The organism is Nonomuraea sp. bgisy101, from assembly GCF_057708945.1.
In genome coordinates, this window is record NZ_JBYITD010000009.1 from 12788 (window position 1) to 39353 (window position 26566).

Annotated in this window: 27 protein-coding genes and 1 pseudogene; 14 read left to right on the forward strand and 14 right to left on the reverse strand. The window is 71.3% G+C overall.

From position 1 onward, the window contains the following. Positions 1 to 63: 63 nt before the first annotated feature. The gene (locus AC3EO4_RS18165; RefSeq protein WP_379572324.1) at positions 64 to 756 is read right to left on the reverse strand and encodes a hypothetical protein; all 693 of its coding nucleotides are present in this window, start codon (positions 754 to 756) and stop codon (positions 64 to 66) included. 222 nt (positions 757 to 978) lie between these two features. Here AC3EO4_RS18165 and AC3EO4_RS18170 point away from each other — a divergent pair, with 222 nt between their 5' ends. Then, a complete protein-coding gene (locus tag AC3EO4_RS18170; protein WP_431896693.1) occupies positions 979 to 1878 on the forward strand; it encodes a DMT family transporter in 900 nt (299 codons plus the stop codon). On the opposite strand, the gene clpX is transcribed toward AC3EO4_RS18170, so the two are convergent. Together clpX and AC3EO4_RS18180 are read right to left on the reverse strand one after the other, a co-directional pair. Next, the gene (gene clpX, locus AC3EO4_RS18175) at positions 1875 to 3140 is read right to left on the reverse strand and encodes an ATP-dependent Clp protease ATP-binding subunit ClpX (protein WP_379572326.1); all 1266 of its coding nucleotides are present in this window, start codon (positions 3138 to 3140) and stop codon (positions 1875 to 1877) included. The two genes, AC3EO4_RS18170 and clpX, sit on opposite strands and share 4 nt — an antisense overlap. Before the next feature lie 5 nt (positions 3141 to 3145). Continuing rightward, positions 3146 to 4345 carry a cytochrome P450 gene (locus AC3EO4_RS18180; protein WP_379572327.1) on the reverse strand — a complete coding sequence of 400 codons (1200 nt, stop codon included), beginning with the start codon at positions 4343 to 4345 and terminating at the stop codon, positions 3146 to 3148. A gap of 153 nt (positions 4346 to 4498) precedes the next feature. Here AC3EO4_RS18180 and AC3EO4_RS18185 point away from each other — a divergent pair, with 153 nt between their 5' ends. The 5 genes and pseudogenes from AC3EO4_RS18185 to mug all read left to right on the forward strand — a co-directional run bounded on the left by AC3EO4_RS18185 (position 4499) and on the right by mug (position 7913). Then, positions 4499 to 5212: a TetR/AcrR family transcriptional regulator gene (locus AC3EO4_RS18185; RefSeq protein WP_431896695.1), complete on the forward strand. Its 714-nt coding sequence runs from the start codon at positions 4499 to 4501 to the stop codon at positions 5210 to 5212. After that, positions 5209 to 6183, forward strand: coding sequence for a VOC family protein (locus AC3EO4_RS18190; protein ID WP_379572329.1), 975 nt, complete (start codon positions 5209 to 5211; stop codon positions 6181 to 6183). Before AC3EO4_RS18185 ends, AC3EO4_RS18190 begins: the two co-directional genes overlap by 4 nt. A gap of 97 nt (positions 6184 to 6280) precedes the next feature. Further along, positions 6281 to 6487: pseudogene (locus AC3EO4_RS18195) on the forward strand (alpha/beta fold hydrolase); the annotation flags it as partial. 316 nt (positions 6488 to 6803) lie between these two features. Beyond that, entirely contained in the window at positions 6804 to 7307 is a 504-nt protein-coding gene (locus tag AC3EO4_RS18200; protein ID WP_431896697.1) for a TetR/AcrR family transcriptional regulator C-terminal domain-containing protein, read from the forward strand. A gap of 111 nt (positions 7308 to 7418) precedes the next feature. Continuing rightward, positions 7419 to 7913, forward strand: a complete 495-nt coding sequence (gene mug, locus AC3EO4_RS18205) for a G/U mismatch-specific DNA glycosylase (protein ID WP_431896699.1) — start codon at positions 7419 to 7421, stop codon at positions 7911 to 7913. 145 nt (positions 7914 to 8058) lie between these two features. Here the strand turns inward: mug and AC3EO4_RS18210 are convergent, their stop codons facing one another. After that, the gene (locus AC3EO4_RS18210) at positions 8059 to 8475 is read right to left on the reverse strand and encodes a MarR family winged helix-turn-helix transcriptional regulator (protein ID WP_431896701.1); all 417 of its coding nucleotides are present in this window, start codon (positions 8473 to 8475) and stop codon (positions 8059 to 8061) included. Between the two features lie 29 nt (positions 8476 to 8504). Between AC3EO4_RS18210 and AC3EO4_RS18215 the strand changes: the two genes are divergently transcribed. After that, positions 8505 to 9842, forward strand: coding sequence for an FUSC family protein (locus tag AC3EO4_RS18215; protein ID WP_431896702.1), 1338 nt, complete (start codon positions 8505 to 8507; stop codon positions 9840 to 9842). An 8-nt stretch (positions 9843 to 9850) separates the two neighbouring features. Here the strand turns inward: AC3EO4_RS18215 and AC3EO4_RS18220 are convergent, their stop codons facing one another. Both AC3EO4_RS18220 and AC3EO4_RS18225 read right to left on the reverse strand, forming a co-directional pair. Continuing rightward, positions 9851 to 11047, reverse strand: coding sequence for an MFS transporter (locus AC3EO4_RS18220; RefSeq protein WP_431896704.1), 1197 nt, complete (start codon positions 11045 to 11047; stop codon positions 9851 to 9853). A 50-nt stretch (positions 11048 to 11097) separates the two neighbouring features. Next, positions 11098 to 11829, reverse strand: a complete 732-nt coding sequence (locus AC3EO4_RS18225) for a class I SAM-dependent methyltransferase (protein ID WP_431896706.1) — start codon at positions 11827 to 11829, stop codon at positions 11098 to 11100. A gap of 95 nt (positions 11830 to 11924) precedes the next feature. On the opposite strand from AC3EO4_RS18225, the gene AC3EO4_RS18230 reads away from it, so the two are divergent. From AC3EO4_RS18230 to AC3EO4_RS18240, 3 genes are all read left to right on the forward strand, one after another. Continuing rightward, the gene (locus AC3EO4_RS18230; protein WP_379572335.1) at positions 11925 to 12491 is read left to right on the forward strand and encodes a TetR/AcrR family transcriptional regulator; all 567 of its coding nucleotides are present in this window, start codon (positions 11925 to 11927) and stop codon (positions 12489 to 12491) included. A 52-nt stretch (positions 12492 to 12543) separates the two neighbouring features. Next, a complete protein-coding gene (locus tag AC3EO4_RS18235; protein ID WP_379572336.1) occupies positions 12544 to 13710 on the forward strand; it encodes a Cmx/CmrA family chloramphenicol efflux MFS transporter in 1167 nt (388 codons plus the stop codon). A gap of 94 nt (positions 13711 to 13804) precedes the next feature. Further along, positions 13805 to 14563: a carbonic anhydrase gene (locus tag AC3EO4_RS18240; protein ID WP_379572337.1), complete on the forward strand. Its 759-nt coding sequence runs from the start codon at positions 13805 to 13807 to the stop codon at positions 14561 to 14563. Between the two features lie 71 nt (positions 14564 to 14634). Here the strand turns inward: AC3EO4_RS18240 and AC3EO4_RS18245 are convergent, their stop codons facing one another. Continuing rightward, positions 14635 to 15882 carry an MFS transporter gene (locus AC3EO4_RS18245; RefSeq protein WP_431896708.1) on the reverse strand — a complete coding sequence of 416 codons (1248 nt, stop codon included), beginning with the start codon at positions 15880 to 15882 and terminating at the stop codon, positions 14635 to 14637. A gap of 93 nt (positions 15883 to 15975) precedes the next feature. Here AC3EO4_RS18245 and AC3EO4_RS18250 point away from each other — a divergent pair, with 93 nt between their 5' ends. Further along, on the forward strand, positions 15976 to 16527 hold the full coding sequence (locus tag AC3EO4_RS18250) for a CGNR zinc finger domain-containing protein (protein WP_431896710.1): 552 nt from the start codon (positions 15976 to 15978) through the stop codon (positions 16525 to 16527). 97 nt (positions 16528 to 16624) lie between these two features. Next, positions 16625 to 16840 carry a hypothetical protein gene (locus tag AC3EO4_RS18255; RefSeq protein WP_379572340.1) on the forward strand — a complete coding sequence of 72 codons (216 nt, stop codon included), beginning with the start codon at positions 16625 to 16627 and terminating at the stop codon, positions 16838 to 16840. Between the two features lie 175 nt (positions 16841 to 17015). Here the strand turns inward: AC3EO4_RS18255 and AC3EO4_RS18260 are convergent, their stop codons facing one another. The 5 genes from AC3EO4_RS18260 to AC3EO4_RS18280 all read right to left on the reverse strand — a co-directional run bounded on the left by AC3EO4_RS18260 (position 17016) and on the right by AC3EO4_RS18280 (position 21440). Continuing rightward, positions 17016 to 17336 carry a GYD domain-containing protein gene (locus tag AC3EO4_RS18260; RefSeq protein WP_379572341.1) on the reverse strand — a complete coding sequence of 107 codons (321 nt, stop codon included), beginning with the start codon at positions 17334 to 17336 and terminating at the stop codon, positions 17016 to 17018. 190 nt (positions 17337 to 17526) lie between these two features. Further along, a complete protein-coding gene (locus AC3EO4_RS18265) occupies positions 17527 to 18873 on the reverse strand; it encodes an amidase family protein (RefSeq protein WP_431896712.1) in 1347 nt (448 codons plus the stop codon). Beyond that, positions 18870 to 19025, reverse strand: a complete 156-nt coding sequence (locus tag AC3EO4_RS18270) for a hypothetical protein (protein WP_379572343.1) — start codon at positions 19023 to 19025, stop codon at positions 18870 to 18872. Before AC3EO4_RS18270 ends, AC3EO4_RS18265 begins: the two co-directional genes overlap by 4 nt. Continuing rightward, positions 19016 to 19666 carry a flavin reductase family protein gene (locus AC3EO4_RS18275; protein WP_431896714.1) on the reverse strand — a complete coding sequence of 217 codons (651 nt, stop codon included), beginning with the start codon at positions 19664 to 19666 and terminating at the stop codon, positions 19016 to 19018. The genes AC3EO4_RS18270 and AC3EO4_RS18275 overlap by 10 nt, the downstream gene beginning before the upstream one ends. Before the next feature lie 121 nt (positions 19667 to 19787). Beyond that, positions 19788 to 21440, reverse strand: coding sequence for a 2-isopropylmalate synthase (locus tag AC3EO4_RS18280; RefSeq protein WP_431896716.1), 1653 nt, complete (start codon positions 21438 to 21440; stop codon positions 19788 to 19790). Positions 21441 to 21493: 53 nt separating this feature from the next. On the opposite strand from AC3EO4_RS18280, the gene AC3EO4_RS18285 reads away from it, so the two are divergent. Continuing rightward, on the forward strand, positions 21494 to 22207 hold the full coding sequence (locus AC3EO4_RS18285) for a FadR/GntR family transcriptional regulator (protein ID WP_431896718.1): 714 nt from the start codon (positions 21494 to 21496) through the stop codon (positions 22205 to 22207). Then, a complete protein-coding gene (locus tag AC3EO4_RS18290; RefSeq protein WP_379572346.1) occupies positions 22197 to 22823 on the forward strand; it encodes a pentapeptide repeat-containing protein in 627 nt (208 codons plus the stop codon). Before AC3EO4_RS18285 ends, AC3EO4_RS18290 begins: the two co-directional genes overlap by 11 nt. A gap of 60 nt (positions 22824 to 22883) precedes the next feature. Here AC3EO4_RS18290 and AC3EO4_RS18295 read toward each other — a convergent pair whose 3' ends face one another. Continuing rightward, positions 22884 to 23957 carry an SWIM zinc finger family protein gene (locus AC3EO4_RS18295; protein WP_431896720.1) on the reverse strand — a complete coding sequence of 358 codons (1074 nt, stop codon included), beginning with the start codon at positions 23955 to 23957 and terminating at the stop codon, positions 22884 to 22886. Then, positions 23954 to 26539: an SNF2-related protein gene (locus tag AC3EO4_RS18300; RefSeq protein WP_431896722.1), complete on the reverse strand. Its 2586-nt coding sequence runs from the start codon at positions 26537 to 26539 to the stop codon at positions 23954 to 23956. The genes AC3EO4_RS18295 and AC3EO4_RS18300 overlap by 4 nt, the downstream gene beginning before the upstream one ends. Positions 26540 to 26566: the final 27 nt, after the last annotated feature.

Genomic DNA, 26566 nt, shown 5'->3' on the forward strand with positions numbered 1-26566 from the left:
TCTCGCTCAGCGCCCGCCAGCCCGCCCCATCCAACGGTCCAGCGAAGTGCACGAGGCCGGGGCTCAGCTCGTTGCGATGGGGGCCAGACGGTGGCAAAGCTTCATGAAGAGGTCCAGGTTGACGACATAGCTCGTCGGCTCCGAGTCCACTGTCGTGCGCTTCTGTGAACCGTTGAAGCAGACTTTGCCGACGACGTATCCCAGCTCTGTGATCTCCTCCCAGGCGGCCCGGTGCTTGCTGCCGCTCACACCCTGTTTGTCGGCCCGGTAGACGCCGAAGTCGATCGTCTCGCCGCGTTCGATGCGCGCCAGAACGTCCGGGAGCTGGAAGTTCCTGATACTGGCCTGGATGTGCCGTCCCCAGTCGTGCGGATAGAGGAATGGTGCGCCCTGCACGTGCGAGGTGACGCCGTACCGTTCCTTCTGGCGTCCGATGAAGGCCCAGCTCCCGAAGCCGATGCTCACGGCCGCGCCGTTCGGATCGATCAGCGTGTAGCGAGCGTCCGAGTCCACGCCGTTCACGGTGCGGAGGTTCTGCAAGATTCTCGCGTCGTACCACTCGTACGCAGCCATGTAGCCGTCCGGGCCGGTGATGACGGCGCCGTTGTGGTACATGTACAGGCGCGAGTCACGCCACTTCTTCAGGCCGAACCCTTTCTTCGCCTCGACCGTGAAAAGCCAATTCCCTAGGTTGCGCTGGGTGGCCAGCGTGGTGGCGGCCTGGCTGGGCGGTTCAGAAGGGGCCACGTTGCCCATGTACTCACTCCTCGGGTCAACTGCGAGTGATCGTCACAGTAACGGCCGCCTTAGATGTACGTCTATGTCTGAGAGAGATTTCACGGCGCGTACCAGGGCTTTGACGGGATCGGTGAGCTTCGGGATGGCATCCGTCGTCGCATCAAGAGATAAGCCTGGCTTACGCATCGCCAAACAAAGACTAACTGGATCTTTCTGATGTGTTTCCAGCAGGCTGGAGGTATGAACCTGCGCAGCTTCCTCGCCCTGGCGGGCACCGTGGTCCTGTGGGCCTCCGCCTTTCCCGCCATCCGGGTCGGAGTCGACGGCCTGGGCGTGGCCGCGTTGTCCTTTCTCCGCCTGGCGATCGCCGCCGTGGCGCTGGCGGCGGTCGCGCCGTTCGCGAAGGTGCGCCGGCCCAGGCGCCGCGACCTGCCGCTCATCGCGCTGTGCGGCGCCACCGGTATGACGGCCTACCAGGTCCTGCTCAACTGGGGCGAGGTGCACGTTCCCGCAGGGACCGCCAGCCTGCTGATCTCCGTCGCCCCCGTCTTCAGCGTCCTGCTCGCCGGCGCGTTCCTGTCCGAGTCCGTCACCCGCACGGTGGTCGTCGGCAGCGTCGTCGCGCTCGCGGGCACGGCGGGCGTCACGCTCGCCGAGGGATGGTCGGGATTCTCCGCCGCCAGCCTGGTCGTCCTGGCCGCCGCCGTCGTCCAGGGCGTCTACCACGTCGCGTCCAAGCCGCTCCTGCGCCACTACACAGGACTCGAGGTCGCGACCTACGCCATGGTCGCAGGAACGATCTTCGCCCTGCCTCTCGTGCCCGCCACGGCCGGCGCCGCCCTCTTCGCTCCGGCATCCGCGCTGGCGTCGGCGGCGTTCCTCGGCCTGCTCCCCTCCGCGCTCGGCTTCGTCATCTGGGGCTACGCGGTCGCCAGGCTGCCGTTGTCCGCCTCGACGGCGGCCCTGTACCTCGTGCCGCCCGTCGCGCTCGTCGTCTCCTTCGTCTGGTTGGGCGAGGTGCCGCACCCGGTGGAGCTCGCCGGCGGAGCGGTCACCGTCCTCGGCGTCGTCCTGATCAACCGCCGCGCCGCCGCGAAGGCGCCCAGGGTCCCCGGCAGGCAGCCCGTGGCGACGGTCTAGGCCGACCGCTCGCGGCTCTCGCGGCCGTCGGAGCGCGGCACCAGGACCGGGCCGGTACGGCCGAGCACCGTGTCGCGCCCGACCACCACGCGACCCACGTCGTCCCTGCCCGGTACCTCGAACATGACCGTGGCCAGCACCTGTTCGAGGATCGCGCGCGCCGCCCTGGCTCCGGTACCGCGCAGCAGCGCGAGCTCGGCGATCGCCTCGACGGCGTCGTCGTCGAACGCCAGCTCCACCCCGTCGAGCTCGAACAGTCGCTGGTACTGCCTGATCAGCGCGTTGCGCGGCTCGGTGAGGATCCGCGTCAACGCCGTCCTGTCCAGCGGCAGGCAAGGGGAGAGCACGGGAAGGCGGCCCACGAACTCGGGGATCAGCCCGAACCGCAGCAGGTCCTCCGGCATGACGTGGGCGAACGGATCACGGCCCGCCTCCGGCACGGGCGCGGCGCCGAACCCGGCGCCTCCGCGGCCCACCCGTGCCTCGATGATCTGCTCCAGCCCGGCGAAAGCGCCACCTGCGATGAACAGCACGCCGCTCGTGTCCATCCGGACCACGTCCTGCTCGGGATGCCTGCGCCCGCCCTGCGGATGGACGCCGGCGACCGTACCCTCCAGGATCTTCAGCAGCGCCTGTTGCACACCCTCGCCGGAGACGTCACGGGTGGCCGACGGGTTCTCGTCCCTGCGGGTGATCTTGTCGATCTCGTCGATGTAGACGATGCCCTTCTCCGCCCTGCCGACGTCGTTCCCGGCCGCCTGGAGCAGCTTGAGCAGGATGTTCTCGACGTCCTCCCCGACGTAGCCCGCCTCGGTGAGCGCGGTGGCGTCGGCGGTCGCGAACGGGACGTCGAGCAGGCGGGCCAGCGTCTGGACGAGGTGCGTCTTGCCGCAGCCCGTCGGGCCGATCAGCAGGATGTTGGACTTGCCGAGCTCGACCTGCTCGTCCCTCGGCGCGGACCTCGACCGGGCCGCGTGGACGCGCTTGTAGTGGTTGTACACCGCCACCGCGAGCGTTCTCTTCGCCCGGTCCTGCCCGATGACGTACTGGTCGAGAAAGGCGTGGATCTCGCGCGGCTTCCTCGGCTCGGGCAGCGTGACCGCCTGGTCGAGGTCCTCCTCGACCAGCTCGTTGCACACCTCGACGCACTCGTCGCAGATGCAGATCCGGCCGGGACCGGCGATCAGCTTCCTGACCTGGCTCTGGCTCTTGCCGCAGAACGCGCACGCCGGCACGTCGCCCCAGCCCCCTGTGCGGGCCACGGCGGTCAGAGGGTGACCGGCAGCGACGCCAGGCGCCAGGTGCCGGGATCGGGCAGGCGGCCCACCCGTCCCTCGGGTACGGCAGGCGCCAGGCAGGGGAAGCGGCGTAGCAGCGCGCCGAGCGCGACCTCGGTCTGCACGCGGGCCAGCGCGGCCCCGAGGCAGAAGTGAGGGCCGTGGGCGTAACCGAGATGCCCGGAGGCTCCTGGGGCACGGGCGATGTCGAGCCTGTCAGGATCGGCGAAAACGCGCGGATCGCGGTTGGCGGACACGATGACGGCGGTGACGGGCTCTCCCTTGGGGATCGCCGCGCCCGCGAACGCGACGTCCTCGCGGGGGCGGCGGGGAATGGTCAGCAGTTGCGGCCCGCACCAGCGCGTCAGCTCCTCGACCGCGCGCGCCATGAGCCCGGGGTCGGCGCGCAGCGCCGCGAGCTGGTCTGGATGACGCAGCAGGGCGTCGACGGCGTTGGCGATGAGGTTCGTCGGTGTCTGGCCGGCGAGGACCAGGTGCCAGACGAAGGTGACCACCTCGGTGTCGCTGAGCCTGTCGCCGTCCGCGGCCTGGGCGCGGATGAGGTCGGAGATCAGGTCGTCGCCCGCGTCGGCCCTGCGGCGCGCGACCGCCGCCTTGGCCCCGTCCACGATGGCGGGGATGGCGTCGGCGAACTGCCGCCCGTGTCCTGCGGCGACGGCGGCGCCGTACTCACGCCAGCTCGCCCGGTCCTGGGCGGGGATGCCGACCAGCTCGCAGATCACGTCGATCGGCAGCGGCCTGGCGAAGTGCGCCAGCAGGTCGACCGCGCCGGTCTTCGATCCGTCCTCGATCCGTCCGGGAAGCCGGTCGAGCAGGGCGTCGACGAGCGGCTCGATGCGTGACCGGAAGGCGGCCGCTCTTCGTGCGGTGAACGAGGGCGAGACCAGTCTGCGCAGCCTGGCGTGCTCGTCGCCCTCCATCTCCTGCATGGTCCGCAGGTAGACCAGGCACTCCTCCGGTACGGCGGGGCGCATGAAGCTGTCGGCGCCGAGCTCGAACACGGGATCGCCGAGCATGGCCTTCGCCTCGTGGTAGCGGAGGACGGCCCACATCGGGCCGAATCCGGGGGCCGTCAGGCGCGCCACCGGCGACCGCTCCCTGGCACGGCCGTAGACGGCGGCGGGGTCGCGCAGCAGTTCCTCATCGGTGAGATCGATCTCGGGGACCACGGAAGCCTCCAGCTTGTAATGGCATCAGCATCCAGATGATGTCGCCATTTGAGTGGCCACGTTATCCCGGAAGTCCGGAGGCGGCAAACGCTGACATCTGGTGACCAAATTGCTAATTTGGTCATGAGTCATTGGTCATACGAGAGGAGTCTCATGGCCGAGCCGTTGGATGCCGCCGATCGCCTGGCGCGCGCCGACCGGATCCTCGACGCCGCCAAGGACCTGCTCCTGCGCTGGGGCTACCGGCGAGCCGCGATCGACGAGATCGCCAAGCTGGCCGGTGTCGGCAAGGGCACGGTCTACCTGCACTGGCGCTCCCGCGAGCAGCTGTTCCTGGCGGTCGGGGCCAGGGAGGCGGTGGCGATGATCGGCGAGGTGGTCGCCGCGATGCGCGCCGACCCCGCCGAGATCGCCCTGCACCGCTACATGCGCAGATTCTTCGTGGAGGCGATGGAGCGGCCCGTGCTGCGCGCCATCTTCACCAGGGACGCCGACACCATGGGCGCCTTCCTGAACAACCCCGCCCGCGGGCCGCTGGAGAACGCCAAGCTGCTGTCCTCCCGCGAGTACCTGGGCGTGCTCGCCGAGCACGGGCTGCTGCGCGAAGGACTGCGCCCCGAGGACCTGGACTACCCCCTGCCGACGATCGTGTACGGCTTCTTCGCCATCGAGCCCTTCCTGCCGTCGCAGGTCACGCTCGAACTGCGGGACAAGGCCGACCACCTGGCCGAGACCCTGCACAGGACGTTCGGGCCCGCGCAGGTGCCGACAGGGGCCGCCTGCGCCCCCGCCGCGGACAGGGTGATCGAGATTTTCGAGCGGCTCGGCCGCGATTACCGGCAAACGGCCTACGGAGGCGACGCGTGACCATTCTCGGACTGCACCACATCGGACATGTCGTCAGGGACATGAGGGAGGCGGTCGAGCGGTACGGCACGCTCGGCTTCACCCTGCCTCCCGCGGCCTATCCCGTCCTGCCGCCGGCGCCGGGCGCGCCCGCCGAGCCGTTCGGCGTGGCGAACACCCACGCCTACTTCCCCGGCAACTTCGTCGAGCTGGTGACACTCGTGGGCGGCGAGGCCACGGGCCGCATGCCGGCCGACGCTCGCCCCATCCCGTTGCGCGTCCCCGACGACAGGCTGGCGGGGATCGTGGCGGCGATCCGCGACACCACCGCGAACCTGATCTCCTGCCTCGGCCGGTTCGAGGGCGTGCACATCCTCATGCTCGACACCGACGACGTCGGGCACGAGGCCGCGCGGCTGAGCCAGGAGGGCGTCGGGCACGGCGGCGTGCACGCCGTCCAGCGCCCCGTCGAGACCGCGCAGGGCACCAGGATGGAGCCCGTCCGGTTCCTGGAGATCGACGGGACGGCCCCGGGGCTGGTGGCCGAGGGCAGGGTGGGCCTGGCGGAGAACGCCGGTTCCGGCCACGGCCCGCACCCCAACGGCGCGACGGGTCTGCTCGAGTGCGTGCTGTGCGTGGCCGACGCCGAGTTGTCGGAGGTCGAGGAGCGCTACACCCGCTACCTCGGGGTTCCTGCACGCGCCGAAGGCGCTGCGAGGGTGTTCGACCTGCGCGACGCCGCGGTCACGCTGGTGGGCGCGTCGGCCCTGGGGGATCTGCTGCCCGGCGAGCGTTGCCCCGCCCTGCCCGGGTTCGCCGCCTACACGCTGGCGACACGGGACGCGGACGCGACCGAGCGGTTCCTGCGCGGCAGGGGAGTGCCGCTCGGCAGGACGGCCGGGGGCGAGATCTTCGTGCCCTCCGAGGCGGCGCTCGGCGTGGCGATCGTCTTCCGGGCGGGCGGTGGAAGACGATCGGTCAGCTCTGCTTGAGGTGATCGTTCAGCCAGGCGATGGAGTCCTTGGCCGAACGGACGCCCTGGTCCTGATCTCCGGCGGGGGAGGCGACGCCGCCGTGTACGAGGACGTGGTGCCCCTGCTGGCGGCCCGGTACACGGTGATCACATTCGATCGGCGTGGCAACTCTCGCAGCCGCCTGGAGGCCGAGCCGGAGCAGGCGTCCATCGCTGTGGGGCGACAGGCGGTCGATGTCGTCGCGATCCTCGACCACCACGGCATCGACCGCGCCTTCGTCTTCGGCAACAGCAGTGGCGCGATCATCGCTCTGGAGGCCCTGGCGCGGCACGGCGACCGGCTCCTCGGCGCCGTCGTGCACGAACCGCCGCTGATCCGCATCCTGCCCGACGGGCCGGACAGCCCCGAACAGCGCGCCATCGGCGAGATCAGCGAGCGTGAGGGACCTCTGCGAGGGTTCGTGGCGTTCGCGGCCATGACCATGGCCAGGCCACCACGGCTGTTCGCCGGCCCTGCGGGCAGGGCCGTGACGGCCGGTCTCCTGAACGCGGTGCTGGGAGGTGCGCGGTTGGTGCGGTGGGCGACCGGCCGCAGGCCTGGCGGGATGATACGGCTCATGGGGAACACCGAAGTTCTCCATGCGCAAGCTCGGGGCCGAGATCGGCGTCGACCCGATGGCGGTCTACTACTACGTCGACGACCAGGAGGCGCTGTTCGACGAGATCGACGTCGATTCGCTGCCCTGGCACGGCTCCTGGCGCGCCCTGGCCGAACAGACCTATCGGCGTATGCACGAGGTGCTCGCCGCCCACCCGCACGCTGTGCCGATCTTCGGCTCCCGCCCCGTGCGGTCGGCCAAGGCGATCGCCACGGGCGACCGGACGATCGAGTTCCCGCGGGACCGCGGCTTCCCGCCCGAGATCGCCCTGCAGATGACGCGCGCCCTGCGCGACTACACCATCGGCCACGCCATGGGGCTCGCCGCCGTCCACCTCGGCGCGCAACGGCGCAGCAGGAAGCCGAAACGGGGGACGCCCGGCTACGGACCGCTCGCCGAGAGCGCCGACGCCGTGGGCCTCGAGGAGCACTTCGACCTCGGCCTCGCCGCGATGCTCGACGGTTTCGAGCGCTGGAGACGATGACTTCCTCCGTGCCGCCGACCCCTGCCTCCCCTGGAGGACCTGCCGCGGGCACTCGGGCGGCGCCGCGTCCGCCATGCGCGAGCGCCCGCGGAGATGGGGTAGTTTGCGCAGGTGATCGACGACGTGCTCGGCCCCTCCCTCGACGTGCTCTTCTGCGGGATCAACCCGGGCCTGCTGTCGGAGGCCACCGGCCACCACTTCGCCCGCCCCGGCAACCGCTTCTGGCCCGCCCTGCACCTGTCAGGCTTCACCCCGCGCCTTCTGGCCCCCGCCGAACAGCACCTCCTGCCCTCCTACGGCCTGGGCATCACCAACGTGGTCGCCCGAGCCAGCGCGAAGGCGTCGGAGCTGACCCGCCAGGAGCTGGTCGAGGGCGGGGTACGGCTGGCCGGGCTGGTGGCCGAGGTGCGGCCCAAGACGCTGGCCGTGCTGGGGGTTTCAGCGTTCCGTACGGCTTTCGCCGTACCCAGGGCATCGATCGGGCCGCAGGAGGCGAAGATCGGTGAGACGCCTGTGTGGGTGCTGCCGAACCCGAGCGGGCTCAACGCGCACTGGACGTTGGCCGGCATCGCGGACGAGCTGCGACGCTTGCGCGCGGCGCTCTGAACGCGCCCTGGCGCGCGAGGCGATCGCCCAGCCGTACGGCGGCAGGGTGATCGTGTCCTGACCGAGTTCGCCGCTTCCCGCGATGAGGCGCCACGCGGCGCAGGCCAGTGCATGATTCCCTGATTAGTAAGAGACATCTTAGCGATTAGCTGTCGGCGAGCCGGTCCATCAGCCGCCCTGCCAGCAGCAGGACCTGGCGCTCGGTCTCGGTGAGCCCGGCCATCGCCGACGTCAGCCACGCGTCCCTTTCCGCCATGTCACGCCGCAGAGCGTCGGTGCCCGCCCGGGTGATGGTGAGGACCGATCGGCGGCGATCGGCCTCGCCGCTGTCGCGCGAGACGAGACCGTCCTGCTCGAGCTCTGCGAAGAGCCTGGTGAGCGACTGGGGTCGCTGCCGCTCTGCGGCCGCGAGCTCTCCAGGGGTGGAGGGGCCGTGACGATACAGGTGGGCGAGGACGCCGAGCTTGTTGTTGCTGAGCGCCCCAGCGGGGCGCACCGCCCGCATGCGACGGGCGAGTCTGGTGACCCCCTGTCGGATCTCCGCAGCGGATTCGTTAGCCATATTGATACGCTATCACTTACTATCCGGCCATGTTGGTCATCATGGTCGCCGTGCTTCTCGGCTACGGCACCGCCCTCCTCATCGGGCTCGACCTCGGTGCGATCATCCAGACGGTCGCTCTGACCTGGACGCTGGCCTGGACGCAGCGGACAGCGGATCTCTCCGACCACCTCATCGGTCTCGTGGTGCTGCCGGTGACCGCCCTGGCGCTGGCCGGGACGGGCTCGTTCATGCCCGCCGTCTTCGTCCTCGCGGCAGGCGTCGCCATCTGGATCCGCCGCTTCGGACCTCGGGCCACCAAAGCCGGGACCCTGGCCACCCTTCCTCTGATCACGGCGCTCGTCGTGCCGGAGCCGATCGCCTCCGGCCCGTGGACGGCGGTCGCGACGCTGATCGCCGTCTTCTGGGTCGCCGTCGCCCAGGTGCCCGGCGGCCTGCTCGGACGGACGCCTGCGGCGGCGGCCGAGCGGCGGGCGGGTTCAGGCATCCTGCCGAGCACACGGATGGCGCTGCAGATGAGTGTCGCCCTCTCCGTGGCGTTCGCCGCCGGGCACCTCGCCTTCCCCGAGCACTGGACGTGGGCGGTGCTCACCACCTTCATCGTGTGCAGCGGATCGCGCAGCCGCGGTGACGTCCTGCACAAGGGTGCGCTCCGGGCACTCGGCGCGGCGCTCGGCACTGTCGTGGCGAGCTGGATCGCTGGGCTGTTCGGCCCGCGGGATCCGTGGGCCGTCGTGCTGATCTTCGCGATCCTCGCCGCGGCCACCTGGCTCCGGCCAAAGAGCTACGGCTACTGGGCCGCCTGCATCACCGCCGCCTTGTCGCTGCTGTACGGCTATATCGGGCAGGCGGACCCAGCGCTCCTGCGACAGCGGCTCATGGCGATCGTGGCCGGCGCCGTCATCGGGATCGCGGCATCGTGGCTGATCGCTCCGATCAGGACCGTCGACGTCGTGCGCAGGCGGGTCGCGGACGCGCTGGCGGCGCTCGCCGACCTCCTCCGCGGGGAGGATCGCGAGTACCACAGGGCCCGGTTCGACCACGCCGTCGAACAGCTCGGCCTGCTGGCCGGACCGCTGAAGGCACACCGCGCGCTCCGCCGCCGTGGAGGGCCGCATCTGGCCGACGCGATCGACGCCGTACGCTCGTGCGCGGGGCCCGCCCGTGCCGTCAACCGATCATCACGGGAGCCGGAGACCGTCGCCGCGGTGCTGGCCAACATCACCGCGGTCCGGCTGGCGATCGGACGGCGGCCGGGCCCCGCCTACCGGCCGCCGTCAAGCCCCGGGGCCGATGAGGCGCTCGCCGAGATCGACGCCGCGCTGTCGAGGCTCGCCGCACTCTTCCCACACTCACCGGCGAGCTGAGGAGGCCTTCACCGTCTCGCCGCGCTCCCGCCGATCGCCATGACCGCCATGAGGAGTGCGACGGCGCCACCTGCCGTCATGACGGCGGACGGCGAGGCCGCGTCGACCACGATCCCGCCGAGCAGGGCGCCGATCGCGATGGTCGCCTGGAAGGAGGAGGTGAACAGGATGGCGGAAGCCTCGGTCGCCTGGGGGGCCGAGGCGGCGAACCAGGTCTGCGAGCAGACGGGGACGGCGCCGTAGGTCAGACCCCAGACGACCAGCAGGGCCAGCGCGCCCGCCTGGCCGCCGCCGAGCAGAGGGAGCAGCAGGGTCGAGCAGGAGATCAGGAGGCCGCAGCCGGCGAACGTCGCCTTCACCGCCCTGGTGACGAGGAAGCCCCCGACGAAGTTTCCGACGATGCCGGCCACGCCGTACACGAGGAGGAAGGTCGTGATCTGGCCGGGGCCGACCCGGGTGACCTGCTGGAGGAACGGCGTCACGTAGGTGTAGGCGCCGAAGTGGGCCAGCACGACGAGGAAGGTCAGCACGATGGCCGTCCGGATCCCGCGGCTACGGAACAGGCCGCCGACAACGCTCAGGCGCGTCACCTGGTCGGCGGGCAGGCGGGGCACCAGCGCGACCAGCGCGACGAAAACGGCCACGGACATGACGCCGAGGACGACGAAGGCGGCCCTCCAGCCCGCGAGGTGTCCGATGAGCGTGCCGGCGGGCACTCCGAGCACCGAGCCCAGCGGGACGGCCGAGAAGATCACCGCGGTCGCCGTGCCGACCCTCTCGGGCCGCACCAGCCGTATGGCGAGGCCCGCGCCGATCGACCAGAAACCGCCGATGACCAGCCCGACCAGCACCCTGGACACCGCCATGACCCAGTAGGAGGTGGCCGCGGCCGCCAGGAAGTTCGCGACGGCCAGCAGGAGCACGAGCGCGCACAGCATCGTGCGCCGGTCGAGCCGCCGGGTCGCGACGGTGACGGTGGGGGCGGCGATGGCGGCGACGATGCCCGGCATCGTCATCATCAGGCCCGCCGCGCCGTCGGAGATCGCGAAGCTCGATCCGATCGACGTCAGCAGGCCGATCGGCAGGATCTCCGCGGTGACGATGGAGAAGATCCCCGCCATCACCGACACGACGGCCAGCCAGCCGATCAGCGGTGATCGCGCGAGTGGCGTGGCGAGGGGAGTGGAAACGGTCGTTGTGGGCATCTGCCCAGTTCAGCAGCCCGGAGCAGGCGAGCGCTGGCGGGTTTGAGACCTCACCGGCTCGCGGGAGCCGCGATGGTGATGATCTCTGGGCTCGCGTCGCCGAACGGCCGCCGGTCCCAGTCCCCGTACTGCCCGAGCACCGCCAGCCCCGCCTCGGACAGGAAGCAGGAGAGCGCGGTGGCGTCCACGAAGCGCAGCGTGCTCGGGCTCACCTCGGGGGCGTCCCATGCGGGACTGCTGAAGGTCGTGGCGAACCGCACCAGGTGCCCTTCGACGGGGGTCTCGACCGCGTGCTCGACCCGCACGTCGGCGCCGTCCGCGCCGGTGACGGTCACGCCGTGCTCGGGCGTCCACCTCTCCCACGCCCTGAAGGCGGGGTTACGGGTCTCGAAGGCGAACCTGCCCCCTTCGCCATGCATCCGCCGCACGCCCGCGAGCGTCCCGCGGATGTCGTCGTCGGTCAGGAACACCTGGAAGACGTGCCCGGTCATGACCACCAGGTCGAAGGGCCCGCTGACCGAGGACAGGTCGCCCAGCACCCACTCGACGTCCGGGTGACGGCGGGCCTGGTCGAGCATCCCCTCCGCGGGGTCCACGCCGCACAACCGGCCCTCGTGCCCGCTGTCGCGGGCCCGGCGCAGCAGGGTTCCCGTGCCGCATCCCACGTCGAGGACCGAGGATGCGGACATCACCAGGTCGAGGTAGAAGTCGTCGCTCGGTCCCCATGGGTTGAGCACGTCGTACAGGCTGACGAGTCGGGCATCGGCATAGGCATCGACCATCCGAGCATCGTGTCAGAGGCGGATGTGACCGAGCCTCGACAGGTCCCGGCCGACCGTATTGAACTGATCTATCCAGAACGTGTTACGGTGAAGCCATGGCACGGCCGAGGCAGTTCGACGAGGACCTGGCGATCGACGCGGCGATGCGCGCGTTCTGGTCCGCGGGCTACGAGGCCACCTCGACGCAGGACCTCTGCGAGGCGACGGGTCTGGGCCGCAGCAGCATCTACAACACCTTCAAGAGCAAGCGGGACCTGTTCGAGAAGGCGCTGCGCCGGTACATGGACAGCAAGAACGCCGCGTTCTTCGACCTGCTCGAAGGCGGCCTTCCCCTGCGCGAGAAGGTCAGGGAACTGCTGTGGCAGGTCGTCGAGGCCGACGAGCGGGATCCGCGCGGCTGCCTGGTCGTCAACTCGATGGTCGAGTTGGCGCCGCGCGACAAGGACGTCGCGGAGATCCTGCGGCGTGATCAGGATCTGCGCTTCGAGGCGCTGCGGACGGCGCTGGAGACCGGCAGGCGACTGGGCGAGACCGACAAGGATCCCGTCGAGCTCGCCCACTTCCTGATCGCCGCGATCAGCGGCATGCGGGTCGCGGTGCGCGGCGGGGCCGACAGGTCCGTGCTCGAGTCGATCGCGCGCAACGTGCTGGACGCGATCTGATTTTTTCGTGCGCCAATTATGTACTGATCTATCCAAAAAGGAGGCGCGGCTCATGCCGCTGGCCGTCTACATCCTCGGCCTGGCGATCTTCGCCCAGGGCACCTCGGAACTGATGATCGCGGGCCTGTTGCAGGACATCGCCACCGACCTGGGCGTGTCCGTCCCCGACGCGGGCCTGCTGATCTCGGCGTTCGCCATGGGCATGCTGGTGGGCGCCCCCGTGCTGGCCGTCGTCACGTTGCGATGGCCGCGCCGTACGGCGTTGCCGGCGTTTCTCGCGATCTTCGCGGTGACACACGTGGTGGGCGCGGTCGCGCCAGGCTATGACGTGCTGTTCGCGACCAGGGTCGTGGGCGCGTTCGTGTACGCGGGGTTCTGGGCCGTCGCCGCGATCACCGCCGTCGGGCTCGTCCCGTCGGGCGCGCGCGGCAGGGCCATGGGCGTCGTCGCGGGCGGGCTCACGCTGGCGACCATCTTCGGCCTGCCCGCAGGGACGCTCGTCGGCCAGCACTTCGGCTGGCGCGCCGCCTTCTGGGCGGTGAGCGTGCTGTCGGTGCTGGCGATGGCGGGAGTGGTCGCCACCGTGCCCGCCGGCGGTACCCGCGGCGAGGACGTGCCGGTGCTGCGGCGCGAGTTGCGCGCGATGGCCAGCCCGCGGCTCTGGCTCGCCTACGGCACGACCGCGCTGTCCACCGGCGCCCTGCTGGTCGTCTTCGGCTACCTCGCGCCGCTGCTGACCGGCACCACCGGACTACCTGCCGCCTGGGTGCCCGCCGTGCTCGCGCTCTACGGCGTGGGCGCCTTCATCGGCATCACCATCGGCGGCAGGACCGCCGACGCGCACCCGTTCGCCACGCTGCTCGTCGGCCTGGCCGGGCTGGTCGTCAGCGCGGTGGCGCTCGCGCTGACCGCGCAGAGCCCGGTGGCGGCGATCGCGCTGTCGTTCCTTCTCGGCGCGTTCGGCTTCGGCATCAATCCGGCGCTGAACACGCGCGTGTTCGCGCTCGCGGAGGACGCGCCGACGCTGGCCGCCAGCACGAACTTCTCCGCCTTCAACGTCGGCATCACCGTGGGCCCCTGGCTGGGCGGCCTCGCCATCGGCGCAGGCGCCGGTTACCCGTCCGTCGCCTGGATCGGCGCCCTCCTGGCGGTCGCCGCGACCGCGACCGTGCTCGTGGCCGCCGCCAGAGAACGCCCCCGCGTCCTGGCCACCCGGTGATCGACCGGCTGCGTCGCGATTGTCCGCAGAAATCGTGACGATTCCATCCGCACCCGTTGCCGGGGTCTTGCCGGGCGCGGGAAGGATGCAGGCCATGAGCGTTGTAGCTGACGGTCCGGGGCGGCGCACGCTGCTGGCAGGCGGCGTGGCTCTCGCGGCGGCACACCTCGCCGGCTGCTCGACTGGCGAGGTGGTGCACGTCGTGAGCAAGGCGGGCAAGACGACGCCCGCGCCGCCCACGGGACCGGCTCCTGACTCGCCGAAGGCCGCCTACGAACGGCTGATGGAGGGCAACAGGCGCTGGGTGACCGGCGCGCTCCGGCATCCCGATCGCGATCCCACACGCCGCGAGCTGCTGGCGGCCAAGCAGCAGCCCTATGGAGTGGTGCTGTCGTGCATCGACTCCCGGGTCCCGCCCGAGCTCGTCTTCGACACCGGGCTGGGCGATCTGTTCGTGATGCGTACCGGCGGGCTCGCCGTGGGGCCCGTGGTCACGGGATCCGTCGAGTACGGGCCGATGACCAGCGGGACCCCGCTCATCGTCGTCCTCGGACACCAGCGGTGCGGCGCCGTCTCCGCCGCGTACAAGGCCCTGCGGGAAGGCGAGCCGCTTCCGGGCAACCTGCAGGCGATCGCGCAGGCCCTACGTCCGGCATACGAGCAGACCGTCAGGGACAGCGGCGCCGACCCCGTCGAGACGATGAGCAGAGCCCAGGTGAAACTGACCGCGGACGGCCTGCGTGGCAATCGGGACCTCGCGCCGTTGGTGAGCAGAGGAAGCCTGGCAGTGGTCAGCGCGTACTACTCGCTGGACACAGGCCAGGTCGAGACCCTGAACGGAGCCCCCGCCTGAGCGCTGCATCGCGGCCGGCTCCCCGCGGGACCGGCGCGGGCACAGCCTGTCTTCACGCTGCCCGGCCCTGCTCACGGGACGGCCAGCGGGTCGGGGCTCGCTTCAACGGTGGCTGTCAGGTCGGTGCGCAGCGCGTACACCACGAAGGCGACCAGCACGACGGCCGCGAGCACGGTGGCGAGGACGAAGACCGCGCGCACCCCCCACAGCTCCGCCCCGATACCGGCCAGTGCGGCGCTGACGGGGATCACGCCCCAGCTGAGCACCCGCGAGGCGGCGTAGACGCGGCCCAGCAGGTCAGGCGGCGATAGGTTCTGCCTGACCGTGGCCACCAGGATGCGCCAGACGCTCGAGCCGGCTCCCGCCGTCACCACGCCGGCGGCCACGATCCACACCCCGCCGTCCATCGCGACGGGCGCCACCAGCAGAACGGTCCCGGCGGCGTCGGCGATCAGCAGCCGGGTGACGCCGAACCGGCGCCGCAGCGGCTCGACGACCGCCGAGGCGAGCAGCCCTCCGACGGCCATCGCGGTGAGCAGCAGGCCGTACTGGGCGGTGGTGAGCCTGAGCGGGCCCGGGCTGACCGCGTACACGACGAGCAGGGCCGTGGCGGCCGCCCAGACGATGTTCATCGCGGCGGTGAACAGGGTCAGCGTCCGCACCACGGGCAGCCGCCACAGATACCGGAAGCCGGCGGCCACGCCGCCGCTCCCCGCGGCGGCGCCTGCCTGCTCTGGTGCGCGGCGCAGCGTCATCGCCGCGAGTCCGGCGACGGCGACGACGTAGAGGGCCGCGCTCGCGCCGGTGGCGAGGGCGAGCGTGGCGCTCGCCAGCAGTCCTGCCAGCGGTGGCCCGGCGAGTTGGTTGGTGAGGTTGATGGTCGCTTCGATCCGCGCGTTCGCGCTGTTACGGCCCACGGGTTGGACGACCATCGGGACGGTGGAGGTCAGGGCGGTGTCCACCAGCGTCTCTGCGGCGCCCAGCAGCACCGCCGCGGCCAGCAGTACCGGCAGTGACAGGGTGCCGGTGACGTGGCTGACGGAAAGGCCCGTCAGTACGGCCGCGCGAACCGCGTTGACCCCGCTCAGCAGCATCCGGCGGTCGACCCGGTCGACGATCCAGCCGGCGTGCATCCCGAAGACCGGCCAGGCGAGGGTGAGTGCCGCCGTCACCGCCGCCACCCCGCCGGGCGAGGCCTCGACGGCGACGGCGAGCAGCGGCAGCGCGAACAGCGCCATGCCGTCGCCCAGGTTGGCGGCGCCGGTGCCGAACCACAGGGCGTTGAACGGCCTGCCGAGTGACCTGGGGCGAAGGCGCATCGATTCTCACCTTTCAAACGCGTTTGATCGGTCATAGCCTGGCTCAGGCCTCCTTACCTGTCAACACGGCTTGATTGGTGAGATACTTGGGGAATGACCTATGTCGAGCTGGTCGGCAACGCGTTGTGCCTCGACTTCGCCAACACCGTCAACGCCCGCCCGGTGGCCCGGCGCGACTGGCTGGCCACGGCGCCCGGGGCCACCGACTGGGCCCGCGCGACGGGCCATCCGATCGAAGACCCGGCAGGCCTGGCCGATACGCTGCCCGCCGCCCGCGATCTACGTGAGGCGGTGTTCCGGGTGTTCCAGCCGCTCGCGCGCGGGGAGAGCGCGCCGCGAGCCGACCTCGACGCCGTCACCGCCGTGCACGCCGACGGCGTCGCTCACGGCCGGCTCGAAGGCGATGACAGCACCTTCCGGCTGTCGTGGAGCGCTCCGCGAACGGCGCGAACCCTGCTGTGGGAGGTCGCGGCGTCAACGGTCGAAGTGCTCACCCAAGGGCCGCTGGACCGTCTCGGAGAGTGCCCGTCCTGCTGCTGGCTGTTCCTCGACACCAGCAAGAACCGCCGCCGCCGGTGGTGCAGCATGACCACCTGCGGCAGCCGCGACAAGTCGCGGCGCTACTACACCACCCATTCGTCGTGAGCTGAGCATTCCCATCTCCCGAGGCCGTCGCGCGTGCCGGCCGGAAGGGAGCGACTCGCCCGAGCCTTGATGATCGCCGTACTGGCACAATGCGGGCATGCGATGCACCCAATGCGATGGCACGGAGCTCGAGCCGGGCTTCATCGAGGACGGCGGCGAGCATTCTCAGGGGTACGCTCGCTGGATCCAGGGCCCTCTGGAGCGCGGGCTGTTCGGCGGTGCCAGGCGCCTGTGGAAGACGCGCTGGATCATCGACGCCTACCGCTGTGTGGGGTGCTCGCACCTCGAGCTGTTCGTCCGTCCGAAAGACTGAGCCGAGCTCCCATTGACTGCCGACGGCCCGTCCATCCCGCCGCCTGACCATCACGTTCATCTGAACATGACGTAAACCAGCAGCGTGGCCAGGGCCACCAGGACGGCGCCCAAGGCCAGCCTGCCGTGCGGCCGTATCCCGGCGAGCTGATCGCTTCCTCCCCGGGCGGTCCCTGTCAGGTGCCGGGGGCCCGGTACTCCACCTCCTGCCTCGTAGCCTCGTCGATCTCCTCCGGCGTCAGGAGGACGACCGTCTTCGTGCGGGCTCCGCCGGCCGCCGACACCCTGAGGCCCAAGGCGGCCGAGGAGACATTGTCGGGCAGGTCGACGATGACGTAGACGTCGGTCTCGCCGAAGGCGTAGTACATCTGCTCCACGCGGCCACCGAGGCTCTCGGTCATGCGCTCCACCGCCTGGCGCCGCCCGGTGCCTCCTTCTCGCAGGACGCCCTTGATGCCGTCCGCGGTGTACGTCGCCTGAATGAGATATTTGGGCATGCTTGACCCTCTTCCCGTACCGCCGCCCCTGCCGGGACGGTCATGAAACCGGTCACGTGGACGGCGTTCTCGGCTTCGGTTGACGGTAAGCCCACTCGGTGTCCTGATTTCCGCCTGGACGCCCGACGCACCAGCGGACCCGCCGAGCCGACAGGCGCACCCGGGTCGGTACCGTGACGCCTGGCCGGCGCTACTGGCGTTGCGTCAGCCGGTTCTCGATGCGGGCGGCGGAGGCGAGCAGGCGAGAGTCACGGGCTGAGGGGGCCGACAGGAGGAGTCCGACGGCGCCCGTCCGCGGCGTTCCGATCGGGAGGGTGACGCCGGGCATGCCCAGGTAGCTGAGGAGCATCGTGGTGCGCAGGCTCCGGCGGTTGGCCAGGTCGTACAGCCGCTCGTCGGCCAGCAGCGGCGCCAGCGGGGGAGCCGTGTGGCGGACGGCGGGACAGGCCAGGATCGCGCCGCCGAGTTCACGGCCGATGTCGGTGCGAAGGCGCTCCATCGCCTGGTACACGGGAGCGGGATCGCGCGGCTGGGCGGCGAAGCCGGCCAGCCGCCGCATGACCCCGGGGTCGACCCGGGCGCCGTCGTCAGACCGGAGCAGGTGCCCGTAACGTGCGTGCGCCTCGGCCTCGACGATCGTCGCGTTCCGGTCCATGACCTCCTGTGCCTTGGCCAGGGCCGGAAGGTGGCGCTCCTCGATCCGCACGCCCTGGCTCGCCAGAGCCGCCATGTGCTCCTCGAAGCGCCGCCGGACCTGCGGCGCGCAGTCGTCGAGCAGTTCGCCACGCGGGACCACCAGGCTGGACGGGCCCTCGTCCCCGGTCGACGCAGGCTCGCCGGCCAGGACGGCGTCCGTCGCGATGATGTCGCGCATGGACGTGGCGAGGACGCCGATGCTGTCGAGGGTCGGGGAGAGTGGGAGCATGCCGTCATCGCCGTAGCGGCCCGCGCTGGCCTTGTAGCCGATCACCCCGCAGAAGGCGGCGGGCACGCGCACCGAGCCCGAGGTGTCGGTGCCGATGGCGACCGGCACGATGCCGAGGGCGACCGCCGCGGCCGACCCGGACGAGGACCCGCCGGGGACCAGCGGCTCGTCACCGGCGGTCGGGTTGATCGGGGTGCCGAAGTGCGGGTTGACGCCGAGTCCTCCGAAGGCGAACTCGCTGAGGTTGGTCTTGCCGACGCACACCATCCCCGCGTCGGCGAGCCGTCCCACGACGGACGCGTCGTGCTCCGCCGGCGGCAGGGAGGCCCGGGTGCGGGAGCCGGCGGTGGTGACCGTACCGGCGAGATCGAACAGGTCCTTCACCGCGACCGGCACGCCGTCCAGGGGGCTGTTGGTACGGCCGGCCGCGTGCCGGGCGCCGGCGGCCGCGGCCTCCCTGACCGCCCGGTCGACGGTCAGGGTGATGAACGTGCCCTCCGCCCTGGGCCTGCGCGCCAGCCGCAGGGCCCGCTCGGCCACGTCGAGCGCGTCGAGGTCGCCTGCCGCCAGCCGCTCGCCGAGACCGACGCCGTCGATCGGATCCGATGTCACCGAATGATCCCTTCCTGCGCGCTCGCCCGCCCCGTGCGAGGTTCGGCCTGTGCCGTACCCGAGGACCCGGCCACGGGGCAGCCCTTCGTGGCCTCGCCGAGAGTGACCGTCACCAGCAGGCCGGCGAGGCTCACCGCCGCCGTCACCCACATGATGTCCCACCCTTCGCGGCGTCCTGCGGGCGGCAGGCGGTCGGGAGCCGGAACGGGTTCCCGACCTGGATGAAGCGCGAGTCGACGCGGCCGAGCGGGCGCAGGCCGTCGATGTCGACGCGACCGTCGCAGGACAGGACGCCGGGCGCGAGGTGGAAGGCCACGACCTCGCCGATGACCAGGGTGTCGCTGCCCGGCCGCAGCGTCGTGTGAAGGACGCACTCCATGCTGATCTTCGATTCGCCCACCCTCGGCGGGCGGACCCGCATGGAAGGCGCCGGCGTGACCCCGCAGGCCTCGAACTCGTCCACGTCGGCGGCGTGTTCGAGGCTGGTGCCGTACATCAGGTCGGCCGCGTCGGCGCTCACGGTGTTGACGACGAACTCGCCGGTCGTCTCGATGTTGCGCAGGGTGTCCTTGGCCGTGCCGTCACCGGCCGCCTCGATGCTGAGGCACAGCATGGGCGGCCTGCTGGACACCACGGTGTAGAAGCTGAACGGCGCGAGATTGCGGACACCGTCCAGGCCGACCGTCGAGGTCCACGCGATCGGCCTGGGCACCACGGCGGCGATGAGCAGCTCGAAGATCCGCTCCTGCGGGACGTCGCCGGGGTCGATGGTCTGTGCTTGGCATGGGGACAAGAGTTCCTCCGAGAGGGCTGCCGCTCCAGGAGAACAGCGGCGCCGGCCTCGGCGGAATGGAGGAAGTCACAGACTGTCCCAGTGAAGGATGGAGATGTCTCCAGGGGCTTTGATCGCCCGTTCAGGTCCTGGCCGGGAGGAGCGAGGTCGCCCGGTGGACGGCCGACAGGACGGCGCGGACGGAGGCGGTCAGGACGGAGGTGCCCTCGCCCGCGCCCCAGCAGGTGACCTCGCCGACCCTGCACTCGGCGTAGGCCATCGCCGTGCTGTCGGTGCCCTTCGCCGTCGCGTGCTCGGCGAAGTGCAGGATGTCCACGTCGATGCCGGCGCCGTGCAGCGCGTCGGTGAGCGCGGACAGCGGGCCGCTGCCCACGCCGACGCCCAGCTCGCAGGTGAAGCGGTGCTCGCCGGGGGCGGTCTCCGAGGTGCTCCACGACATCGTGGGGCCGGCGAGGTAGGTGCCGGCGAACAGCTCCCACAGGTCCTTCGGGGTGGCCTCGTGGCCGCTGCCGTCGGTGGCCGCCTGCACGACGGAGGCGAAGTCGGCGCGCAGCCGTACCGGCAGGTCGAGGCCGTAGTGCTCGTGCAGCAGGTGCGCGATGCCGCCCTTGCCCGACTGGCTGTTGACCCTGATCACCGCCTCGTAGGAACGGCCGACGTCGGCGGGGTCGATCGGCAGGTACGGCACCTGCCACGGCGCCTCGGGCCGCTGGTGGGCCAGGCCCTTGCTGATGGCGTCCTGGTGGGTGCCGGAGAAGGCGGTGTAGACGAGCTCGCCCCCGTAGGGGTGACGCGGGTGGACGGGCAGCCTGTTGCACCACTCCACGGTCTCGCGGATGGCGTCGATGTCGGACAGGTCGAGCATCGGGTCGACGCCCTGGGCGTACAGGTTCATCGCCAGCGTGATCAGGTCGACGTTGCCCGTGCGCTCGCCGTTGCCGAACAGGCAGCCCTCCACCCGCTGCGCCCCCGCGAGCACGGCCAGCTCCGCGCAGGCCACGCCGGTGCCCCTGTCGTTGTGCGGGTGGACCGAGAGGATGACGGAGTCGCGCCTGGCCAGGTTCCGGTGCATGTACTCGATCTGGTCGGCGTAGACGTTGGGTGTGGCGATCTCGACGGTCGCGGGCAGGTTGTGGGTCACGGGACGGTCGGGCGAGGCGTCCCACAGCTCGGTCAGCCCGTCGCAGACCTCCAGGACCAGGTCAGGCTCGGTGAGGTTGAACACCTCGGGTGAGAACTGGAACCGGGTGCCGGCCCGCGCGAGCCTGGCCATGTGCTCGGCCGCGTCCGTGATCAGCGCGCGGACCTCGGCGCGGGTACGGCCCAGCACCACCTCGCGCCAGACGGGCGCGGTCGCCGTGTACAGGTGGACCACGGCGCGCGGCAGCCCTTCGATCGAGGCGAACGTCCGCTCGATGAGGTCGTGGCGGGCCGCGGTGAAGACCACTGGCGTCACGTCGTCAGGGACGGCGTCACTGCAGGCCAGGTGCCTGACGAAGTCGAAGTCGGTCTGGCTGGCCGAGGGATAGCCGATCTCGATCTCCTTGAACCCCATCCTGACCAGCAGGTCGAACAGCCGCCGCTTGCGCGCGGTGTCCATGGGCTCGGCCAGTGCCTGGTTGCCGTCGCGAAGGTCGACGGGCACCCACAGGGGCGCTGTCGTCAGGTGGTTGCCCGGCCACGAGCGGTCGGCGAGCGGCACCTCGACCCGCTCGTGAAAGGGCTGGTAGCGGTGGTAGGGCATCGGGCTGGGGCGCTGGGCATTCCAGGTCATGTGCGGTAGGTTAAGCACACCTCAGCTCCTCAGACAACCTGAGAGGTTCATCGATGCTTCGCCCCAGCCCACTGGTCGACCAGGCCACCCAGCACCTCCGTGAGCAGATCGCCGCCGGCCAGTGGCCCGTCGGCACCAGGCTGCCCGGCGAGACGACGCTGGCCGCCACCCTCGGCGTGGGCCGCTCGACCGTGCGCGAGGCGCTGCGCGCCCTGGCCGGCGCGGGGCTGCTGCAGTCGCGGCAGGGCGCGGGCGTGTTCGTGATCGCGACGGAGGTCGCGGAGGAGTGGCCCACCCGGCTGCGGAGGGCGGCCGTAGCCGACGTCTACGAGGTCAGGATGCTGGTCGAGGTGCAGGCCGCGCGGCTGGCCGCCGAGCGCAGGACCGCCGCCGACCTCGACGCCCTTCGCGCGGCGCTGGCGGCCAGGCGGGCGGCCGCCCCGGGCGACGACGCGGCGTTCGTCGACGCCGACATCGCCCTGCACGCCGCGGTCGTGGCCGCGGCGCGCAACCCCGTGCTCACCGACCTGTTCGGCGAGTTCGTGCCCGCTCTGCGACAGGGCCTGATCGACCTGGTCGACCTGCTCGCACTGCGCTCACATGACCCCAACACCGGCGACGCGTCGCACGCGGGCCTGGTGGAGGCGATCGAGAAGGGGGACGGCGTCGCGGCGAGCGTCATCCTGCAGGAGGAACTGGCCGCGACGCTGGGAGCGCTCAAGGAAATGTCGGCGGCCCCGTCTAGGCTCTCCTCCCATGATGGCTGAGCGCAAGCACGGCGTCCCCGCGCCGCCGACCGACTCCACCGTCCACGCGGCCGACTGGGACAGCAGGGACCTGTCGGGCGAGCAGCATCGGCGGGTGGCGTTCGTCGACGTCGATCTGACGGAGGCGGTCAGCAGGGGAGCGGAGTTCGTCGAGTGCACCTTTCGCAACTGCCGCTTCAACGCCTCCACCCACGAGGAGACCGGCTTCATCAACTGCACCTTTACCAGGACGTCGTTCTTCGACACGACCTTCACCAGGTGCAAGTTCGTGGGCAGCATGTTCGACGGTTCGACCCACGACCTGATGAAGGTCGTGGGCGGTGACTGGTCGTTCGTCGGGATGCCGGGAGCCGACCTGCGCAACGCCTCCTTCACCGACGTGCGGATGCGTGAGGCAGACCTGACCGGCGCCCGCTTCGCCGGCGCGAAGGTGCGAGGGGTCGACCTGTCGGGCGCCTGGCTGAGCAAGGCCGACTTCACTCGCTGTGACCTGCGTGGCAGCGACCTGTCCTCGCTCGACCCCTTGGGCAGCGAGGTGGCCGGGGCGATCATCGACCCCTTCCAGGCCGTCACCGTCGCCACCAACCTCGGCCTGAGCGTCACAGACGAGGGCTGAGCGTCAGCGGAGCGCCAGGCATCGGACAGCGCGTGTCGGCGCCGCTCATCGGGTGGGGGATCAGTCGGTTCCCTGCACGGTGGCGAGGGCGGTGGCGGGGTCGGGTTCCGGCGGTCCCGCGGGGAACCAGTCGCCGTCCGCGTCGACGAACGGATACCAGCGCCCGTCCCTGCCGTAGCGGACCTGGACGCCGCCGAGGCTCCAGCGGTTACGGCTGACCTCGAACCCGGGCAGCTGCCATCCGGCGCGGGCGACGGCCTGTTTGGGAGGGGTCCACGCGGTGGTGAGCGTGTCGAGGGCGTCGGCGCCGCCGTACCGCCATGACTGGACGGCGGCGGGCAGGCCGATGTCGAGGTCGTGGGTGGCGGCCAGCCGTACCCTGTCCTGGAACTCGGTGAGGACGGCCGCGGCGCCTGATACGAGCAGTTCGCGGGCGCGCAGGGCGGCGTCGGCGGCCAGCACCCGCAGAGCGGTGGGGTCGATGCCCGGCGCCGGCTCCACCTCGAGCGGCTCGGCGACGGCGTGCTCGGCGCCGAAGGGGTCGGAGGACCTGATCGTGAAGGACGGCAGCGGCGGAGTGCCGTGTGCGTAGGCCTCGGCGACCGGCGTACCGGTGGGCGCGGCGGCCCGCTGGAGCGAGGCGATCAGGTCGTCCTTGTCGAGCCCGCGCATGAGCATCAGCAGGAACGGGTCGCGGTCGAGCAGCCACGAGGCCTGGTAGCACAGGGCGGCGGCGTGCTTGCACGGGTGACCCCAGTCGGGGCAGTCGCACTCGGGCTCGAGATCGCCGACTCCAGGAAGGAGCTCCACCAGGTCGTACGGCAGGTCGCCGTCCAGCAGCGCGGCCAGATGGCCCGCCTTGGCCGCGATCTGCTCCACGAAGGCGGGCGTCACGGGGGCGACGTGCACGGCGGCGGTGTATTCGCCCTCGGCCACCACGGCGATGCGGCCCGCGCTGACCGTGATGGGGCCGAGCTGCCCGGTCTTGGCGTACGCGCGCCCCTTGGCGAGCAGGGTGTGGTCGAGGGAGGTGTCCTCCAGCGCCTTGAGCCAGGCCCTGCCCCACCACGAGGTGGCGAAGCGGGCGCCGGCGCCCTGCGGGGCGAAGGCGGGAAAACCCTTGGCGGCGGTCATCGCAGCTCCACGAGGTTGAGCAGGTCCGCGTCGGTGAGTTCGGTGAAGTCGTTGGAAAGGACGGCTTCGGCCAGCGAACGCTTGGTCTCGAGCATCGTCGCGATGCGGTCCTCGACGGTGCCCTCGGCGATGAGCCTGTGCACCTGCACGGGACGGGTCTGGCCGATGCGGTAGGCGCGGTCGGTGGCCTGGTCCTCGACGGCCGGGTTCCACCAGCGGTCGAAGTGGATGACATGGTCGGCCCGGGTGAGGTTGAGCCCAGTGCCTGCGGCCTTGAGCGAGAGCAGGAAGACGGGCGCCGCGCCGTCCTGGAACCGTTTCACCATCTCCTCCCGCCTGGCCACGGGGGTGCCGCCGTGGAGGAACTGGGTGGCGATGCCCCTGCCCGCGAGGAAGCGCTCCAGCAGGCGGGCCATCGTGACGTACTGGGTGAAGATCAGGACCGCGCCGTCCTCGGTGAGGATGGTCTCCAGCAGCTCTTCGAGGAGTTCGAGCTTGCCGGAGCGGCCTTCCAGCACGGGGTCCTTCTCGTGCAGGAACTGGGCGGGGTGGTTGCAGATCTGCTTGAGCCCCGTCAGGAGTTTGACGATCAGGCCGCGCCTGGCCATGCCGTCGGCCGCCGAGATGGACGACATCAGCTCGCGCACGGTCGCCTCGTAGAGCGCGGTCTGCTCCCTGGTGAGCGAGACGGGCCTGTCGGTCTCGGTCTTGGGCGGCAGTTCGGGCGCGATGCCGGGGTCGGACTTGCGGCGGCGCAACAGGAAGGGGGCTATCAGGCGGCCGAGCCGTTCGGGCTGCGGCTCCCAGCGGGTGCGGAAGCGGGTGAGCGATCCGAGGAGCCCGGGGGTGGTCCAGTCGAGGATGGCCCACAGCTCCGACAGCGTGTTCTCCACCGGCGTGCCGGTCAGCGCGACGCGCGCGGCCGAGGGGATCTCGCGCAGCGCCTTGGCGGTGCCCGAGCGGTGGTTCTTGACGTGCTGGGCCTCGTCGGCCACCACCAGGTCCCACGGGTGCTCGGCGAGCACGGCCGCGTCGAGGCGCATGGTGCCGTACGTGGTGAGCACGAAACCGGTGTCGGCCAGCGTGCGCTGGGAGCCGTGGTAGCGGCGCACCGGGACTCCAGGGGCGAACCTGGCGATCTCCCTCTCCCAGTTGCCCAGCAGTGAGGCGGGGCAGACGACCAGCGTCGGGCCGCTGTTCCTGTGCAGGTGGAGCGCGATGAGCGTGATCGTCTTACCCAGGCCCATGTCGTCGGCCAGGCAGCCGCCGAGCCCCAGCGAGGTCATCTGGGCCAGCCACCGCAGACCCGCCAGCTGGTAGTCGCGCAGTGTCGCGGCGAGCCCGCTCGGCGGCTCGACCGGCTCCGCCACCAGCCTGCCGCGCAGCTCGTCCAGGACGGGGCCGGGGGAGACCTCGATCTCCTCCTCCTCGACCAGCGCCGTGCCGGTGAGGGCGGCGCCGAGTGCCTCGATGCCGGTCAGCGGCTTCATCTCGCGGTTCCTGGCCTTGCGGGCCAGTTCGGGGTCGATGAGCACCCACTGGTCGCGCAGCCGTACGACGGGGCGGTGGGCCTCGGCCAGCCGGTCCATCTCGGCGGCGGTCAGCTCGTCGTCGCCGAGCGTCAGATGCCAGTCGAAGCGGAACAGCCCGCTGGACTCGCCGCCGAGGACGGCCCTGGCGTTGACCCCGCGCACGAGCTCGCGCGGCCAGTGCACGTCGATGCCCTTGGCCGCCCCGGCCAGCAGGTCGGACACCTCGTGGTCGGACAGGTCGAGTTCGTCGGGCACGGCGGCGTCGAGGAGCCGCTCCAGCGGCGGCCACCGCCGGGCTGCCCTGCGCAGCTCGACGACCGCGTCGACCTGCGCCCTCGGGCCGAGCCCCTGGTCGCGGCCCGCCCACAGGTCGGCGGCGTCCACGACGAGCGAGGGGTCGGCCAAGCTGTGCAGCTGCACCACCGCGCGGAAGCTCGCGTGCTCGCCGCCGCTGGTCTCGATCCGCAGCGACAGCCGGACGCCGGAGTCGGCCGCCCACTCCCTCAGCTGCGGCGTCTTGACCGGCTTGGCGGCGGAGTAAGCGGGCACGCCCACGGCGCGCACGGCGCCGGGCGAGCGTGGCATGCCGTCGGCGACGGCGTCGAGGAAGGCGCGGACCAGGCCTTCCGCGTCGGGGAGCAGGCCGGGGGCCGATGGCACGGGTACGGCTCGCGCCGTGGCGGGCATCGCGTCGGCCAGCTCCCTGACCTTGGCCAGGTCGGCGGCGTCGAGCGGGCCCGCGCGCCAGGCGGCGTACTCGCCTTCGCTCACGCCTGGCCTGATGCGCCCCTTGGCGACGATCTGGAGCGCCAGGAGCGCCACCGCGCCCCAGAACCTGCTGGCGGGGTCGGCGCTCTGGTCGGTGCGAGCCCTGCTGAGCAGCGCGACAGCGTCGGTGACGGGAACGCGGGTGACGAATGTCTCCCGCGTTCCTCCGGGCTCCGCGATCGTCACGGTCTCGTCGCCCGATGGGTCGAGGAAGGCCATGGTGCCTGCCCTGGGCGGGTCGCCCGGTTCGAAGACTGCCGCGTGCCGAAGGAGTTCCCGCATAGCCGTACAGCGTACCGTACGGTGTAG